We start from the raw sequence: 13,983 nt of genomic DNA, 5'->3' as shown, positions 1-13,983 counted from the left end.
TAATTAACCTTTAGATTTGGTGATAAGTTCATATAAAAAGGTTCTCAAGTTTTCAGCAACTGCTAATTCCTGTTTAGACCATGGACTGGAAGTATTATTTACCTGTTGTTTCCAAATCTTAAAAGATGCCCGGGGATGATATTTCTTACCATCTGGTTCAAAATTGATCGTTTTATTTGGATCGCCACCCCAGTTAATAGTTTGAACAACTTCAGGCCGAAAAGCAATAATAAATTCGCCGCTTTCAAGATTGAGGGGAATAGCTAAAAGGCCGCTCGCCAATTCAGGATAAGGTAAAGCTTCTTCAAAAAGTTCCGGCAGGTGATCGGTATAAAAAATCTTTTCAACCTGCTTATTTTGAAGCCAAAGAAACAAGTTTTCGATCATGTCCCGGTCAGGCACAGCGCCGATCTGCTGATAATCGTTTTGGAAATTTGAAACGACGCCGGTCGCATGGAGTAAGTGCATTAAATTATTACCCCCGGCATTTAATAAGCCTTTGTTGATATCATTAAGCGTATAGACCTGAGCGAAAAGTTCAGTTTGCTGATTTTGGAGATCACTTTCTATTTCCCGTGCTGTTTTATGCAGGATACTAGCGATCCGGTTAGAGGTTACCGAGGAGATCAACTCACATATTGCGCACAACTCAAAATTAAGATAGAGCGGCTCAATATGATGGCAGGCGATCAAGCCCCATAATTTATCATTGTCAATCACTCGGAAAGACATGGACGCTTTGACGTTCATATTTTTCAGGTATTCCAGATGAACGGCGGCAACGCCACGAAGGTTACAGTCAGAAAGGTCGATAAACGCGTTAGTTACCGGGTTAACCACCGGGTACAGCCTGATCGGTTCGTACTGACGATCAGGTATCAACCGATAGGGATTTTTTAAATAAAGGTCGCGCGCCTGCTTGGGCACATCAGAACCGGGGAAGGTATGACCTAAATAATTTTCAAGCTCATCTACCTTTTCTTCAGCGATCACGGTACCGTTCCAGTCATCATCAAACCGGTACATCATAATGCCATCGAAGCCCGTCACTTTCCGTAATTCATGGACGGCAGCCTGGCTCACCTCGATGACCGATGAAGCTGATTCGATTGCCGCCATGGCATATTTCACCTCTTCAAAAACCTTGGTGAAAGTGCGTTCATATTCCACCTCGCTTTTCTCCACTTCCAGAATGATATAGCCGGGTTTGAAATGAGCCAATACCGGAGTTTTCCGGTGGCTAATCATGATGGTAAATGGAATTTTTTGATTGGCTTTAGTTTCGAAACGGCCCTGCAATTCCTTCAACTGACTTAGATCAAATTCTTCACCAAGCAACGTCCCGATGATCTCCTGTAAAGGCCTATCAAATAATTCTACCGCGTTTTCACTGACTTGTAAAACTTTGAAGGTGTGATTTTCGACCACCAGCAAATAGCCGTAAGATTGAATAACGTTAATGTGATTTAAAGGAAGACTTCCACAGAAGTCCGAGTCATATTTTTTTTTAGACATATAAACTTATTCTATAAATAAACAGCCTTCTTGAACAAGTTTTAAATGTTTAAAAGGACGAGCCGGATGTAAAGTAAAGTTAGATTTTTAGTTAGAAAGAAACAAATTATCCTTTAAAGGCAACTTTATTACTACATAAACCCTTAGTCTTTACTTTACACCCGGCGCTGTTTAATAATTTAATATTTATTAATAATTTAAATTAACATTATTTATCCTGTGACAAAATGATAGCTGAATAAGCACCTACGGCAACGTTTGTAGATTGCGCATAGCCGTCACATTCCAGCTGCTCTGCTTCCGTGTCAAAAGCCTTAAAATCCCCGAATTCCTTATCGTAGCCTTCCCAATCGCTGTTGAAGCGAACTTTCCAAAGCCCCAGATCAGGCATACCGATACGGTAATCTTCATAGGCCTGCCCTGAAAAATTCAATACGACCACGGTGGTATCGCCTGCACCACCTTCCTGCCAGCGCTGATAAACCAAGACTTTCTTTTCATTATCCACTCTAATTACTTCTGAATGTTCCCCGCTTAGCCCATCGGTTTGTCCATTATAATTCAAACGCAAGCGTATCAAATCGCGGTGCAGGTTAACGAAGCCGTTAAATTCTTTTTTTCGTTTCCAGTCGATCGGGTCGGTATCCGAAAACCATTGATCCTCCAGCAATTCATGACCCTGGAAGATCATGGGAATACCGGGCACTGTTAACACCATAGACATCCCAAGCGAAGCACGCTTTTTTGAGTAGTAATTATTGACGTCACCATCAGCGATTTCTTCAGCTACCCGGGCCTTACCGTTTGCCACTTCATCATGACTTTCGGTGTAAACTACCCGGTGAAAAGGATTGCCGCTGTAGCGCCGGATAAGAGCTGCTTCCATGGCAAACATATCGCGCTCCTCATCTTCGGGTGCGATAATGGCGTTGCGAACGGGGTGTACAAAATCGCCGTCCCATTGTGCGCCAAAACCCAGTCCACCGTTTTCCACTTTATCCGTTATCTCATCAAGGCCGTGCAGGTCCTCTGCAATGGTCAGTTTCCAAGGGAATTTTTCAGCAATTTCGCTGTTGATCCACCGCAATAAGCTCATACCGTCTTCCAGCATGCTGTCCGGACTTTCATCTGCATGAACGTTACGGATATATGGGATCATGTCCATGCGTAACCCGTCTACCTGGTATTCCTCCAGCCACATCATAGCATTATCACGCAGGTACTGGCGAACTTCTGCACGCCCATAATCCGGGCGGGTATCTCCCCAGGGTGTTTCTGATTTCCAATCGTTATAAAAGTAGATGCCGCCTTTATTATTTTCAGACCAGCCATCGAACTGCCACAGGTCAAGGTCACTTGGGCCGAAATGATTATAAACCACATCGAGAATTACTGCAATGCCCAATTCATGGGCAGCTTTCACCAGGCTCTTGAATGCATCCGGCCCGCCATATGCTGATTCTATAGCAAAAGGCTGGGAGGGATTATAGCCCCAGGAAAAATCACCGGGAAATTCAAAGGGCGGCATCACCTCAATGGCATTGATGCCCAGATCTTTCAGGTAGGGTAGTTTTTCGATCACGCCGTAAAGGTCGCCGGGCTTACCTTCTTCCTTCACATTAAAGGTGCCAACGTGAAGCTCGTATACCACCAATTTATTCCAGGAAGGCATATTATATTCTGCATTACCCCAATAGAACTAATTACTGTCGTAGATCACGCCGTTACCCACAGAATTGGTCATCTGCCGGGCATAGGGGTCATTCCTAAAAAACTCGCCAAAAGGAGTTTGAAGGAAGTATTTATATTCATCACCAGCTTTGGCATTTTCAGCGAATCCCGCCCAATAACCATTGCCTTCATTTTCTAATGGACAAGCCCCCTTGTCAAAATTGTTAAAACTTCCGGCTATAAATACAGCTTCTGCGTTTGGTGCCCAAACCCTGAAGTAAGTGCCTTTATCAGTTATTATCGCGCCCATTCCGGCGACCTTATTTCCCGGGGTTAATGTTTTCGTTTCCATATCGAGCTATAAAAGGATTATTTCTACAAATTGTTTAAAAACTGACCAATTTTTTACACAAGTATCAGGAAGCTTAAATTATTTAGTTCAACACTAAAATGTATTTCCCTGAGCAAAACTTTATTCGTCACTGCCTCACACATTTGTTTGGAACACATGTTGTTAGCTCGAATTCAAAAATTAAGATTATGGCAACACATCAACACTTTAAAATCGGAATTTTAGGCGGAGGCCCGAGCGCGCTTTTTATTTATAAAAGATTGGTGGATGCAGATCTCCCCAATATGGAGATCACAATTTTTGAGAAGCGAAGCCGCTTAGGCGAGGGTATGCCTTACAGTATGGAAGGGGCTAATGATGAACATATCACTAATGTATCCGGCAATGAGATCCCTGAAATTGTTACTTCAATTGCGGATTGGATCAACACAGTACCTAAGGACACTTTAGATAAATTCCATATTGATGCCTCTCGGTTCAATGAATACAAAACACTGCCCCGTTTGCTATTTGGTCAATATTTGACAGCTCAATTTAAAATGCTGGAAAAGATAGCCAAGGATAAGGGTATTCAAACCAATATTCTCTTTAATACAGAGGTGGCTGATATCATTGACGATAAAGAAACCAAAATTACCACGGTAATTGCGAATGACCAGGAGAAGCGTGACTTTGATGCAATCGTGATTTGCACCGGCCATTTATGGCCCAAAAAACATGAGGGAAAGATCCCGGGCTATTTTGATTCACCATACCCGCCGGTCAAGCTTGGATTTAAAGCTGACCACCCAATAGCTGTACGTGGTTCTTCACTTACGGCGGTTGACGCCATCAGGACCTTGGGACGTTACAACGGTGATTTTGCTAAAGATAAAAATAGTAAGCTCACCTACACGGTCAAACTGATACACCGAATTTTAAAATCGTGATGCATTCCAGGAATGGCCTGCTGCCGGCATTGCGTTTTCATTTAGAAGACTCGCATTTTGGAAAGAATACCGTGCTGACTGCGGAAGAAATCAAAAGTGTACGAGCAGCCAATGATGGATTTTTGCCACTCGATTATGTTTTCGATAAGAATTTCAGGCAGGGTATAAAAGAAAATGATCGGGAGTTTTATGAGCGCATCAAAGATTTCACTTTAGAGGATTTTGTAAACGATGTAATGGAGCTCCGGGAAAAGCTGGACCCATTCCAATTGTTAGCAGCAGAATATGCTGAGGCAGAAAAATCAATTAAGCGCAGGGTGTCGATCTATTGGAAAGAAATGCTGGGCGTGTTAAGCTTCGCTATGAATTACCCAGCCAAATATTTTAGTGCAGAAGATATGCTCCGGCTACAAAAAGTGTTGATGCCACTGATTTCCGTGGTGATCGCTTATGTGCCACAAAGTTCAGCGGCGGAAATGCTGGCTATGCACGAAGCGGGTGTACTGGATATTGTTGCGGTTGGTGATGATAACGAAGTAGAACCCGTAGAAACAGGCGGTATTATATATCACTATAGCATAGACGGACAGGAAAAACATGAGGCATTTGAAACTTTTGTAGATTGTATCGGACAGCCGCATTTATCATTTGAAGAATTGCCTTTTCCTGGCCTGATCAACAATAAAACGGTAAGCCGGGCCAGGTTATATTTCCGGGATCAAAACTATGGGAAAACTTTGCATGATAAAGGCAATGAAAAAGTTAAAACCGATAGTGACGGCAGGTATTACCTGAATGTTCCCGGTATCACGATTAATGATTCATTCCAGGTGGTAGATGAATATAATGCTTTTAATGAACGGATCTATATTATGGCAGTACCTTTTATCGGCGGCTTTAACCCGGATTATTCCGGGCTTGATTTTGGAGAAGCGGCTTCAGCGCTGGTTATAAAATCCTTAACCGAGGTATTTAACGCCCCAAAATAATTCACGAAAGTGGATAAACTAATCTGATTGAACCGTTGCGCCAATTACAGAATACAAAAAAACAAATTAGTAAAGAGGAGGCAATAGCTTATGATTTTTACAGGTCATTATCCGATACATCGCGGATATAATCCAAGTTAAACGTAATAACCCTGCTTGGCAATCAAACTTATGGTAATGGTATGTTTAGAACCGCTTTTATCCATCCAGCGTTCTATGATAACGTACTGAAAGTCAATAAAAAAGGGGTTGCTTTTTTACAAGCAACCCCTTCAATTTTCTAACCAGATTCTGGTTAGTACCCAGCGCCGGAGTCGAACCGGCACGGTTTCCCACAGGTGTTTGAGACCAGCGCGTCTACCAATTCCGCCAGCTGGGCTACTATGCTGTAATGTGATCGTTGATCCCTTACAGGCGGGCTGCAAATGTATCTAAACTCTCTTTAATTCGCAACAAATATTTTTGTCTATAATAAATATCTGCAATTTTTATGCGGCGTTCTTCCTGCGCACTATGGTCAAGCTTGGTATAACCCGCAGTTAATCCGGATAATTTTTCATTAATATCCCCCTCAATAGCAAGCACTTCCGCTGTTATAGATCCTAACTCTCCCGAGTCGTCAACTTCCATCAGGCGTTCATTAATATCCATCATTTCTATTAAAAAATCTGCCGGTAATTGTGGTTTTGCACCCTCAGAAACCAGGTCATGCAGCTTTAAAATGTACTCCATTCTGCGCGCCGGGTCGGTTAAAACTTGGTAAGCTTTATTATTTAGGGTGGATAGTTCCAATATTTCCTGTTGTTTAGCTTCATCTTCTCCGGCATAAAAATCGGGGTGATAAAGTTTACTTAGCTCATAAAACTTTTTTTTTAGCGTAGCCGGTTCAATATGGAAAGACTCGGGTATGCCATAAAACTCAAAATAATTCATAACACGAATTTCACTAATAATATCCGCTTTTACGAATTTCAGTGCTTGGAACATCATTAACCCATCAAATTCTAATAAATCCTCAAACAGGAGCAACAGTAACCCTCAGCAATTACTTTCATTACACCCGTTTAACTTTTACCGGCAGAAGGAAAAGGATTCGACGGTACATCTATAGGAAACGCGGCTTCATGTTTAGATTGTTTCATCACCAGCGTACTTTGAACCGACCCGATGGCCATGATGCCAAACAATTCATGCATCAGAAATTGGTGATAGGCATCCAGATCCTTTACGGCTACACGCAATATAAAATCAAAAGCCCCTGTCATGTGATAACATTCCAATACTTCTGGTAACTGAATAATGGCCTGTTCAAAATTTCTTAAACTATCCTGGGAGTGATCTTTAAGCTGTACATGGGTAAAGGCCATCAAACCGCGGTCTATTTTTTTTGGATCCAGCACAGCCACATATTTTTTGATGAAACCTTCTTCCTCCAGGCGTTTAATTCTTCTATATATGGGTGAGGCTGTTTTGTGCAATTTGTCGGCTATTTCCTGATTAGTGAGTCGAGCGTTCTCCTGTAATATCTTCAGGATGCTGATATCTGTGTTATCGAGTTGATGAAGCATATGATTAGATTTTCCACATTAACAATCAAACTTAATTAATTACGCACTATTTAACCCTAAAAAACCTATTTTTAGATTAAATAAACCAAATAAAAAAATTAAGTAGCAATATATTATTGTAAATGTGAATTTTGACGCAACTATTATCCTATATAAATGAATCATCAAGAGATTATCCTGGTTACAGGAGCCTGTGGGCAAATTGGTACGGAGCTGGTAAAAGTATTGCGGGATAAATATGGCCGCGAGCGGGTGATAGCTACAGATATCCGTAGCATTGATGAAACTTCTTCCGCAGAAGGTCCGTATTTCCGCCTTGATGTGTTGGACACGCACGAACTTCAAAAATTGGTAACCAGTTTGAATGTTACCCATATCTATCATCTTGCAGCGGTATTATCTGCTAATGGCGAAAAAAATCCGCTGGGTGCATGGGATTTGAATATGCAAAGCTTGCTTAATGTATTGGAAGTTGCCCGTATGGAGAAGCTACAGCAAGTTTTTTGGCCAAGCAGTATAGCTGTCTTTGGGCCGGAATCGCCTAAACAGCTTTGCGGCCAGTATGCTCTTATTGAACCAACTACTGTTTACGGGGTAAGCAAAGCAGCCGGAGAGCATTGGTGCCGGTATTATCATAAACAATACGGACTGGATGTACGCAGCTTGCGCTATCCGGGGTTGATTAGTCATTCTGCACAAGCCGGCGGAGGTACAACTGATTACGCTGTTGATATATTCCACCAGGCGGTAGGCAAGGGTTATTACGAATGCTACCTGGGTGAGCAAACGCGACTGCCAATGCTTTATATGCCAGATGCTGTTAGGGCCACTTTGCAACTAATGGATGCGCCCGCTGAAAATTTATCTATCCGATCTTCCTATAACCTTGCCGGGATAAGCTTCACGCCTGCAGAACTAGCCGCGCAAATCAATACTCTTCTGCCTTTGACGATAACGTACCAACCGGACATGAGACAATCTATTGCGGATAGCTGGCCCGAATCTATTGACGACCAGCAGGCAGCGAATGACTGGGGCTGGGCTCCGGCTTATGACCTAAAAAGCATGACTGCCGATATGCTGCAAAACCTTGGCAACTATGAGGGGAGTAGTTCCTCGTCCATTGGTATGAGCAAGCACTGATCATAAGGGGCAATTTATGGTGGCGGTAGTGACCATTAGCAGAAGGGGATAAATTGACAACAGAATCATTTACATAAGCGGTTTGAATTAAATTTATCTCTTACATTTATGCTTTGATCATACCCCATCTAAAATATGACTAATTCTACCATAACGCTTCCCAAAACAACGGGTGGCCGTATTAAATCAATTATTGCAGGTTCGTTGGGTAATTTGGTTGAGTGGTATGATTGGTATGTTTACACGGCATTTTCCCTCTATTTTTCGGATGCCTTTTTTCCTAAGGAAAATGAAACTGTACAGTTATTAAACACAGCCGGTATTTTTGCTATCGGCTTTTTAATGCGCCCAATTGGTGGTTGGTTGATGGGTACATTTGCTGATAAACGCGGCCGCAAAACAGCGTTAACAACATCAGTATTGCTAATGAGTGTAGGCTCGCTCATCATCGCTGTTACACCTGGCTATAAATCTATTGGTGTTGCCGCTCCTGTTTTATTGGTGATAGCCCGTATCATCCAGGGTTTAAGCGTAGGAGGAGAGTACGGCACCAGTGCCACCTACCTTAGTGAAATTGCGGGCAAAAAGCGCCGGGGTTTTTATTCCAGTTTTCAATACGTAACGCTCATAATGGGGCAGTTGCTTGCCCTCGGCGTACTCATTTTATTGCAACGTGCATTTTTAACCGAACAACAATTACATGACTGGGGGTGGAGAATCCCTTTTGGCATAGGAGCTTTTTTAGCCGTTATTACCATGTATCTCAGGCGCAACTTGCAGGAATCGGCATCATTCACCAAAGAAAAAGATCAAAGTGACTCCATGCATGGTACCATAAGCGCATTAGCCAAACACCCAAAGGCCGTACTTACTGTTATTGGTTTAACCATTGGTGGTACCCTGGCTTTTTATACGTTTACCACCTATATGCAAAAGTTCCTGGTAAATAGTTCGGGTTTTAGCAAAGCCAGCGCTACATTAATATCAACACTTACCTTGGTTGTTTTTATGCTTGTTCAGCCCGTTTTTGGTTTACTTTCAGATAAGATAGGCCGCAAACCGCTGTTGATCGGCTTTGGTGTATTGGGAACAGTTAGTACTATACCCATCCTTACCCTGTTAAGCCATACCAAAGATGTTTGGGTGGCTTTTGCGCTCATTTTGTGCGCGTTGATCATAGTGAGCGGCTATACATCAATCAATGCTGTTGTTAAGGCCGAACTATTTCCTGCAAATGTGCGTGCCCTCGGGGTAGGTTTCCCTTATGCCATAGCAGTATCCATGTTTGGTGGAACGGCGGAATACATCGCCCTGTTATTCAAAAATCATCATCATCCACAATGGTTTTATTGGTATGTAACCGTTTGTATTGCCTTATCCCTTGTACTCTATATTTCCATGAACGATACAAGAAAGCACTCCAAAATGGAAGAGGATTAATTTGAGTTTTAAGATGTGCCAGTTTTTTATTGTAGCTTTTTAACGGTACTCCGGAGAGCTAATGTGTTTCGGGTTTCCAGGCGATTTAACAATGTAGTTTATAACCATTTTCACAATAAATATTGGTTTGTGGCTTACCAGCTTACCCGGCCAGGAAGATGGTATTTTTTATTTTTATTGTAGATGTATGCCATCTCAATGCTATAATGTTAAAGCTGCCCCGGTTATTTTATACCATCCGTTTATCACCGCCGTTACATAAAAAATATTAATTTTGCCCACTTAACATTATGGGAGTTAGCCCAACATCTATGACCGATAGCAACAATTTATTTCAACTGGCAGTTACTTTACTGCAGCAACTTATATCTATACCATCCTTTAGCAAAGAGGAGGACCGTACTGCCGATCTTATTAATGAATTTTTGCAGCAGCATGAAGTAACAACCCATCGTAAACTAAACAATATATGGGCCTGGAACAAACATTTTGACCCGGCAAAACCTACAATTCTGCTCAATTCACATCATGATACGGTAAAACCAAATTCGGGCTATACCCGCGATCCTTATGATGCCAAAATTGAAGATGGCAAACTTTTTGGTCTTGGCAGTAACGACGCAGGCGGTTGCCTGGTATCACTTATCGCGGTGTTTCTTTATTTTCATGACAAGGAAAACTTAAAGTACAATTTTTGCTTAGCTACTACTGCCGAAGAAGAAATCTCCGGAGTAAACGGACTGGAATTGATCATACCTGAATTGGGTAAACTGGATTTTGGAATAGTAGGAGAACCTACCTTAATGCAATTAGCCATAGCCGAACGCGGTTTAATGGTACTTGATTGCACCGCACATGGCAGGGCGGGGCATGCCGCCCGCGAGGAGGGTGAAAACGCTATTTACAAGGCATTGGCAGATATTGAATGGTTCCGCAGTTTCAAATTCCCAAAGGAATCAGAAGTGTTTGGACCTATAAAAATGTCTGTAACCATTATCAATGCCGGCTCGCAACATAATGTTGTACCAGCCAGCTGCATATTTACGGTTGATGTGCGGGTTACTGATGCTTACCGTAACGAGGAAGTATTGGAGATCATTCGCCAGCATGTAAATTGTGATGTTAAACCAAGATCCATTCGCTTAAAACCATCATCCATACCAATGGAACACGCTATTGTGCAGGCTGGTATTGCTTTAGGCCGAACAACTTATGGGTCGCCAACCACATCTGATCAATCACTGTTGGATATCCCATCAATAAAAGTGGGTCCGGGTGATTCAGCACGTTCACATACAGCGGATGAATTTGTATATGTAGATGAAATAAGGGAAGGTATTGAATTGTATATTAAGATGTTAGAAAGCATAAATTAAACAATAAGTTCAAGCGACCGTCCTTTAAGGATGGCTTGAACTTATATTATAACTCTCCCAAAAATCCAACCAGCGCAATAGCAACACCCAACAACACTGCCATCATCTTCCGCAAGTTAAATCTATGATCGGCACTTGATTCAAATAGGATGGTGGTGGAAATATGCAGAAATATTCCAATAACTATACCCATTATCCGGTTAAAGTAATGCTGCAGGTTACCAATATCGCCGGTACTTAATGCATTGCTAAAAAAATATCCGGCGGGCGCCATTACAGCAAATAGCAAGATAAAAAATACAGTCTTTTGTTTTCCCTGTTTATTAGTTAACAACACGGTACCTAAAGCAAAAGAGGCTGGTATATGATGTAATGCTATGCCATAAACCAATTGATTTTGGTTTCCCTGCGCCAACGGCATACCTTCAAGAAAAGCATGCAGGCAAAGGCTCACCATAATACCAACAGGAAACATAGCCAGATCATGGGTATGCCTGTGCATATGACCATGCTCAATCCCATCTGAGAATTGTTCCAGTACTATCTGGAACAGGAAACCGATCAATATAAATACACCTACATAATTATCATTGCCATGATAGGCATCAGGAATTAAATGTAAAACAGTTATACCAAACAGGTATGCCCCGCTAAACGAGAGTACCAGTTTCAGCATTTTATGGTTATCACCTTTAAAAAGAAAAACGGCTAATCCGCCGCATGAGGCACTTAAAAACAATATTAAAACTTTCCAGATCTCCATTAAAACGCAGGTTGTATTTTTTTAAACAGGTAAGCAAACAAGATACCAACCACAGATCCGTAAATGGCTCCGCAGATCACATCAACCGGAAAATGCACACCAACATATACTTGTGCAAAACAAATCAGCGAGGCCCATAAAATTGCTAAAAACCACACCCAGCGCCATTTTTTTCCAAAAACGAGGCATAAAAATATAGCCATGGCAAAATGATCGGTAGCGTGTGTTGATGGGAAGCTATAACCCGATCCGCAGGGGATGCGGTTTATATCAGTAATACCTACAACAGGGTCGCGGCAGGGGCGAAGTCGCTTAACATTGTACTTGATTATACTGGCGCTTGTAAAATCGGCAAAACCAGCCGTTGTAGCCAGCAATAAAATAATAATCGCACCTACCTTTCTATATCGCCACAAACAAAAAACAATAATGAAAATATACAGCGGGATCCAGAATTTAGGATTACGCAGCCAGGGCATCACCAAATCGAAAAATGGGTTCGTTAGGTCATGGTTGATAAAGTAAAATAAATGCCGGTCGAGCTGTAAGATATAATCTGGCATTGATGTAATTGTCAATTTTATAGTTTCGGCTCAAAGTTATTAAATACTTTAAAACAAGTTTTATAATAGCGAGCTAATAAACTTTTAAACTCATTTTGGTTTACAGGTAAATATGCTTTAGCTACAGGATACCCTATGCTCATTAAACTATAATAATGTCATAAGGCTGTTTGCTGAGTTATTCTGGGCATTTTTTACTGAGCAAACGTTTGCAGAAAAATATAATTTGTACCCTGCTATTGGTTAAATACCTTACTTTTGTGGTACAAAAAAACAACAACATCTTGACACTTATAAAATCAATTTCGGGTATACGCGGCACCATCGGTGGTGCGGTTGGCGATGGTTTAACACCGCTGGATATTGTAAAATTCACTTCGGCCTATGGTGCCTGGGCGGTCAAAAAATCTGGCATTAAGAAAATTGTTATTGGCCGCGATGCACGTTTATCCGGCATCATGGTAAACAACCTGGTTATTGGCACACTGCAGGGATTAGGTATCGATGTTATTGATCTTGGCCTGTCAACCACGCCTACTGTAGAATTGGCTGTAACCGGCGAACATGCTGCAGGTGGAATTATCCTTACTGCAAGCCATAATCCAAAACAATGGAACGCCTTGAAATTGCTTAATGCCGATGGTGAATTTATAAGTGATGCCGATGGTAAAGAAGTATTGGAGATTGCAGAAAGCAGTGATTTTACATATGCTGATGTTAATGATCTGGGTAAAATAACCCAGGATGACAGCTGGCTGCAAAAACATATCGACCTTGTGCTGGCTCTGCCATTGGTTGATGTTGACGCAATCAAAAAAGCTGATTTTAATGTAGTAATTGACTGTGTTAACTCCACAGGCGGTATTTTTGTACCGGCTTTACTAAAAGCCCTGGGGGTAAATACTATTCACGAATTGTATTGTGAACCGGATGGCAATTTCCCTCACAACCCGGAACCACTTCCAGAGAATCTTACCGCTTTATCAAAAGAGGTTTTAAATAAAAGAGCTCATTTAGGTATAGCTGTTGATCCGGATGTTGATCGCCTTTGCTTTGTGTGCGAAGACGGTAATATGTTTGGCGAAGAATACACGCTGGTGGCAGTTGCAGATTATGTTTTACAGCATAATTTGGGGAACACAGTATCCAACCTGTCATCAACCCGGGCTCTGCGTGACGTTACGGAAAAAGCCGGTGGCGAATACCACGCTTCGGCCGTAGGTGAGGTAAACGTAGTTAACAAAATGAAAGAAGTTAACGCGGTTATTGGCGGTGAAGGTAATGGCGGCGTAATTTATCCCGAACTGCATTACGGCCGTGATGCATTAGTTGGTATTGCTCTGTTTTTAACTCATTTGGCTAAATCTGGCAAGTCGGTTTCGAACTTGCGCCGGTCATATCCGGGTTATTTTATATCTAAAAATAAGATAACCTTAACACCCGAAATGGATATCGATGCCCTTTTAATCAAGGTTGAAGAAAAATACGATAAACAACCTCACTCCACCATTGACGGTCTAAAAATTGAATTTGATAAAGAATGGGTACATTTGCGCCGTTCAAACACTGAACCAATTATCCGTATTTACTCTGAAGGCAACTCAGAAACGGTTGCAAACGGATTAGCAAATAAGATAATTGCTGATATTAAAGAAATTTTGAATTAACTATTGA

General features: G+C 41.7%; 13 protein-coding genes and 1 tRNA gene. 6 read left to right on the top strand and 8 right to left on the bottom strand.

Translation table 11 applies throughout. The features are described 5' to 3' along the window. Nucleotides 1-3 precede the first annotated feature (3 nt). The 3 genes from Q0R88_RS17990 to Q0R88_RS17980 form a co-directional block, all read right to left on the bottom strand. Nucleotides 4-1,515: a GAF domain-containing protein gene (locus Q0R88_RS17990; protein WP_295718760.1), complete on the bottom strand. Its 1,512-nt coding sequence runs from the start codon at nucleotides 1,513-1,515 to the stop codon at nucleotides 4-6. A gap of 208 nt (nucleotides 1,516-1,723) precedes the next feature. After that, the gene (locus Q0R88_RS17985; protein WP_295718759.1) at nucleotides 1,724-3,187 is read right to left on the bottom strand and encodes an alpha-amylase family glycosyl hydrolase; all 1,464 of its coding nucleotides are present in this window, start codon (nucleotides 3,185-3,187) and stop codon (nucleotides 1,724-1,726) included. Between the two features lie 27 nt (nucleotides 3,188-3,214). Further along, nucleotides 3,215-3,538 carry a hypothetical protein gene (locus tag Q0R88_RS17980; RefSeq protein WP_295718757.1) on the bottom strand — a complete coding sequence of 108 codons (324 nt, stop codon included), beginning with the start codon at nucleotides 3,536-3,538 and terminating at the stop codon, nucleotides 3,215-3,217. 188 nt (nucleotides 3,539-3,726) lie between these two features. Here Q0R88_RS17980 and Q0R88_RS17975 point away from each other — a divergent pair, with 188 nt between their 5' ends. Together Q0R88_RS17975 and Q0R88_RS17970 are read left to right on the top strand one after the other, a co-directional pair. After that, the gene (locus tag Q0R88_RS17975) at nucleotides 3,727-4,467 is read left to right on the top strand and encodes an FAD/NAD(P)-binding protein (protein ID WP_295718755.1); all 741 of its coding nucleotides are present in this window, start codon (nucleotides 3,727-3,729) and stop codon (nucleotides 4,465-4,467) included. Continuing rightward, the gene (locus Q0R88_RS17970) at nucleotides 4,464-5,456 is read left to right on the top strand and encodes a hypothetical protein (RefSeq protein ID WP_295718754.1); all 993 of its coding nucleotides are present in this window, start codon (nucleotides 4,464-4,466) and stop codon (nucleotides 5,454-5,456) included. Before Q0R88_RS17975 ends, Q0R88_RS17970 begins: the two co-directional genes overlap by 4 nt. A gap of 299 nt (nucleotides 5,457-5,755) precedes the next feature. Here Q0R88_RS17970 and Q0R88_RS17965 read toward each other — a convergent pair. The 3 genes from Q0R88_RS17965 to Q0R88_RS17955 all read right to left on the bottom strand — a co-directional run bounded on the left by Q0R88_RS17965 (nucleotide 5,756) and on the right by Q0R88_RS17955 (nucleotide 7,024). Then, nucleotides 5,756-5,835: transfer RNA gene (locus Q0R88_RS17965), tRNA-Leu, on the bottom strand. Between the two features lie 29 nt (nucleotides 5,836-5,864). Next, nucleotides 5,865-6,389 carry a Fe-S protein assembly co-chaperone HscB gene (gene hscB / locus Q0R88_RS17960; RefSeq protein ID WP_295718753.1) on the bottom strand — a complete coding sequence of 175 codons (525 nt, stop codon included), beginning with the start codon at nucleotides 6,387-6,389 and terminating at the stop codon, nucleotides 5,865-5,867. 131 nt (nucleotides 6,390-6,520) lie between these two features. After that, nucleotides 6,521-7,024, bottom strand: a complete 504-nt coding sequence (locus Q0R88_RS17955) for an Lrp/AsnC family transcriptional regulator (RefSeq protein WP_295718751.1) — start codon at nucleotides 7,022-7,024, stop codon at nucleotides 6,521-6,523. A gap of 156 nt (nucleotides 7,025-7,180) precedes the next feature. Here Q0R88_RS17955 and Q0R88_RS17950 point away from each other — a divergent pair, with 156 nt between their 5' ends. From Q0R88_RS17950 to Q0R88_RS17940, 3 genes are all read left to right on the top strand, one after another. Next, entirely contained in the window at nucleotides 7,181-8,167 is a 987-nt protein-coding gene (locus Q0R88_RS17950; RefSeq protein ID WP_295718746.1) for an NAD-dependent epimerase/dehydratase family protein, read from the top strand. 135 nt (nucleotides 8,168-8,302) lie between these two features. Continuing rightward, complete coding sequence (locus Q0R88_RS17945; RefSeq protein WP_295718744.1) at nucleotides 8,303-9,607, top strand: MFS transporter; 1,305 nt, start codon at nucleotides 8,303-8,305, stop codon at nucleotides 9,605-9,607. A 311-nt stretch (nucleotides 9,608-9,918) separates the two neighbouring features. Then, nucleotides 9,919-10,983 (top strand): M20 family metallo-hydrolase, encoded by a 1,065-nt coding sequence (locus Q0R88_RS17940; RefSeq protein ID WP_295719067.1) that lies wholly within the window; start codon nucleotides 9,919-9,921, stop codon nucleotides 10,981-10,983. Nucleotides 10,984-11,029: 46 nt separating this feature from the next. Here the strand turns inward: Q0R88_RS17940 and Q0R88_RS17935 are convergent, their stop codons facing one another. Together Q0R88_RS17935 and Q0R88_RS17930 are read right to left on the bottom strand one after the other, a co-directional pair. After that, nucleotides 11,030-11,746 (bottom strand): ZIP family metal transporter, encoded by a 717-nt coding sequence (locus Q0R88_RS17935; protein WP_295718742.1) that lies wholly within the window; start codon nucleotides 11,744-11,746, stop codon nucleotides 11,030-11,032. Further along, the gene (locus Q0R88_RS17930) at nucleotides 11,746-12,309 is read right to left on the bottom strand and encodes a phosphatase PAP2 family protein (RefSeq protein WP_295718740.1); all 564 of its coding nucleotides are present in this window, start codon (nucleotides 12,307-12,309) and stop codon (nucleotides 11,746-11,748) included. The genes Q0R88_RS17935 and Q0R88_RS17930 overlap by 1 nt, the downstream gene beginning before the upstream one ends. Nucleotides 12,310-12,593: 284 nt before the next feature. On the opposite strand from Q0R88_RS17930, the gene glmM reads away from it, so the two are divergent. Next, nucleotides 12,594-13,976, top strand: coding sequence for a phosphoglucosamine mutase (gene glmM, locus Q0R88_RS17925; protein ID WP_295718737.1), 1,383 nt, complete (start codon nucleotides 12,594-12,596; stop codon nucleotides 13,974-13,976). Nucleotides 13,977-13,983 lie beyond the last annotated feature (7 nt).

The sequence above is a fragment of the Mucilaginibacter sp. genome (assembly GCF_025362475.1).
GTDB lineage: Bacteria > Bacteroidota > Bacteroidia > Sphingobacteriales > Sphingobacteriaceae > Mucilaginibacter.
This window is presented reverse-complemented; position numbering and strand designations above follow the sequence as displayed.

Bases quoted from the DNA above. Each gene is read 5' to 3' on its own strand.
- Q0R88_RS17975 (WP_295718755.1), top strand. From the start codon at position 3,727: ATGGCAACACATCAACACTTTAAAATCGGAATTTTAGGCGGAGGCCCG.
- Q0R88_RS17985 (WP_295718759.1), bottom strand. From the start codon at position 3,187: ATGCCTTCCTGGAATAAATTGGTGGTATACGAGCTTCACGTTGGCACC.
- Q0R88_RS17990 (WP_295718760.1), bottom strand. From the start codon at position 1,515: ATGTCTAAAAAAAAATATGACTCGGACTTCTGTGGAAGTCTTCCTTTA.
- Q0R88_RS17955 (WP_295718751.1), bottom strand. From the start codon at position 7,024: ATGCTTCATCAACTCGATAACACAGATATCAGCATCCTGAAGATATTA.
- Q0R88_RS17930 (WP_295718740.1), bottom strand. From the start codon at position 12,309: ATGCCAGATTATATCTTACAGCTCGACCGGCATTTATTTTACTTTATC.
- Q0R88_RS17935 (WP_295718742.1), bottom strand. From the start codon at position 11,746: ATGGAGATCTGGAAAGTTTTAATATTGTTTTTAAGTGCCTCATGCGGC.
- Q0R88_RS17940 (WP_295719067.1), top strand. From the start codon at position 9,919: ATGACCGATAGCAACAATTTATTTCAACTGGCAGTTACTTTACTGCAG.
- Q0R88_RS17950 (WP_295718746.1), top strand. From the start codon at position 7,181: ATGAATCATCAAGAGATTATCCTGGTTACAGGAGCCTGTGGGCAAATT.
- Q0R88_RS17980 (WP_295718757.1), bottom strand. From the start codon at position 3,538: ATGGAAACGAAAACATTAACCCCGGGAAATAAGGTCGCCGGAATGGGC.
- hscB (WP_295718753.1), bottom strand. From the start codon at position 6,389: ATGAATTATTTTGAGTTTTATGGCATACCCGAGTCTTTCCATATTGAA.
- Q0R88_RS17945 (WP_295718744.1), top strand. From the start codon at position 8,303: ATGACTAATTCTACCATAACGCTTCCCAAAACAACGGGTGGCCGTATT.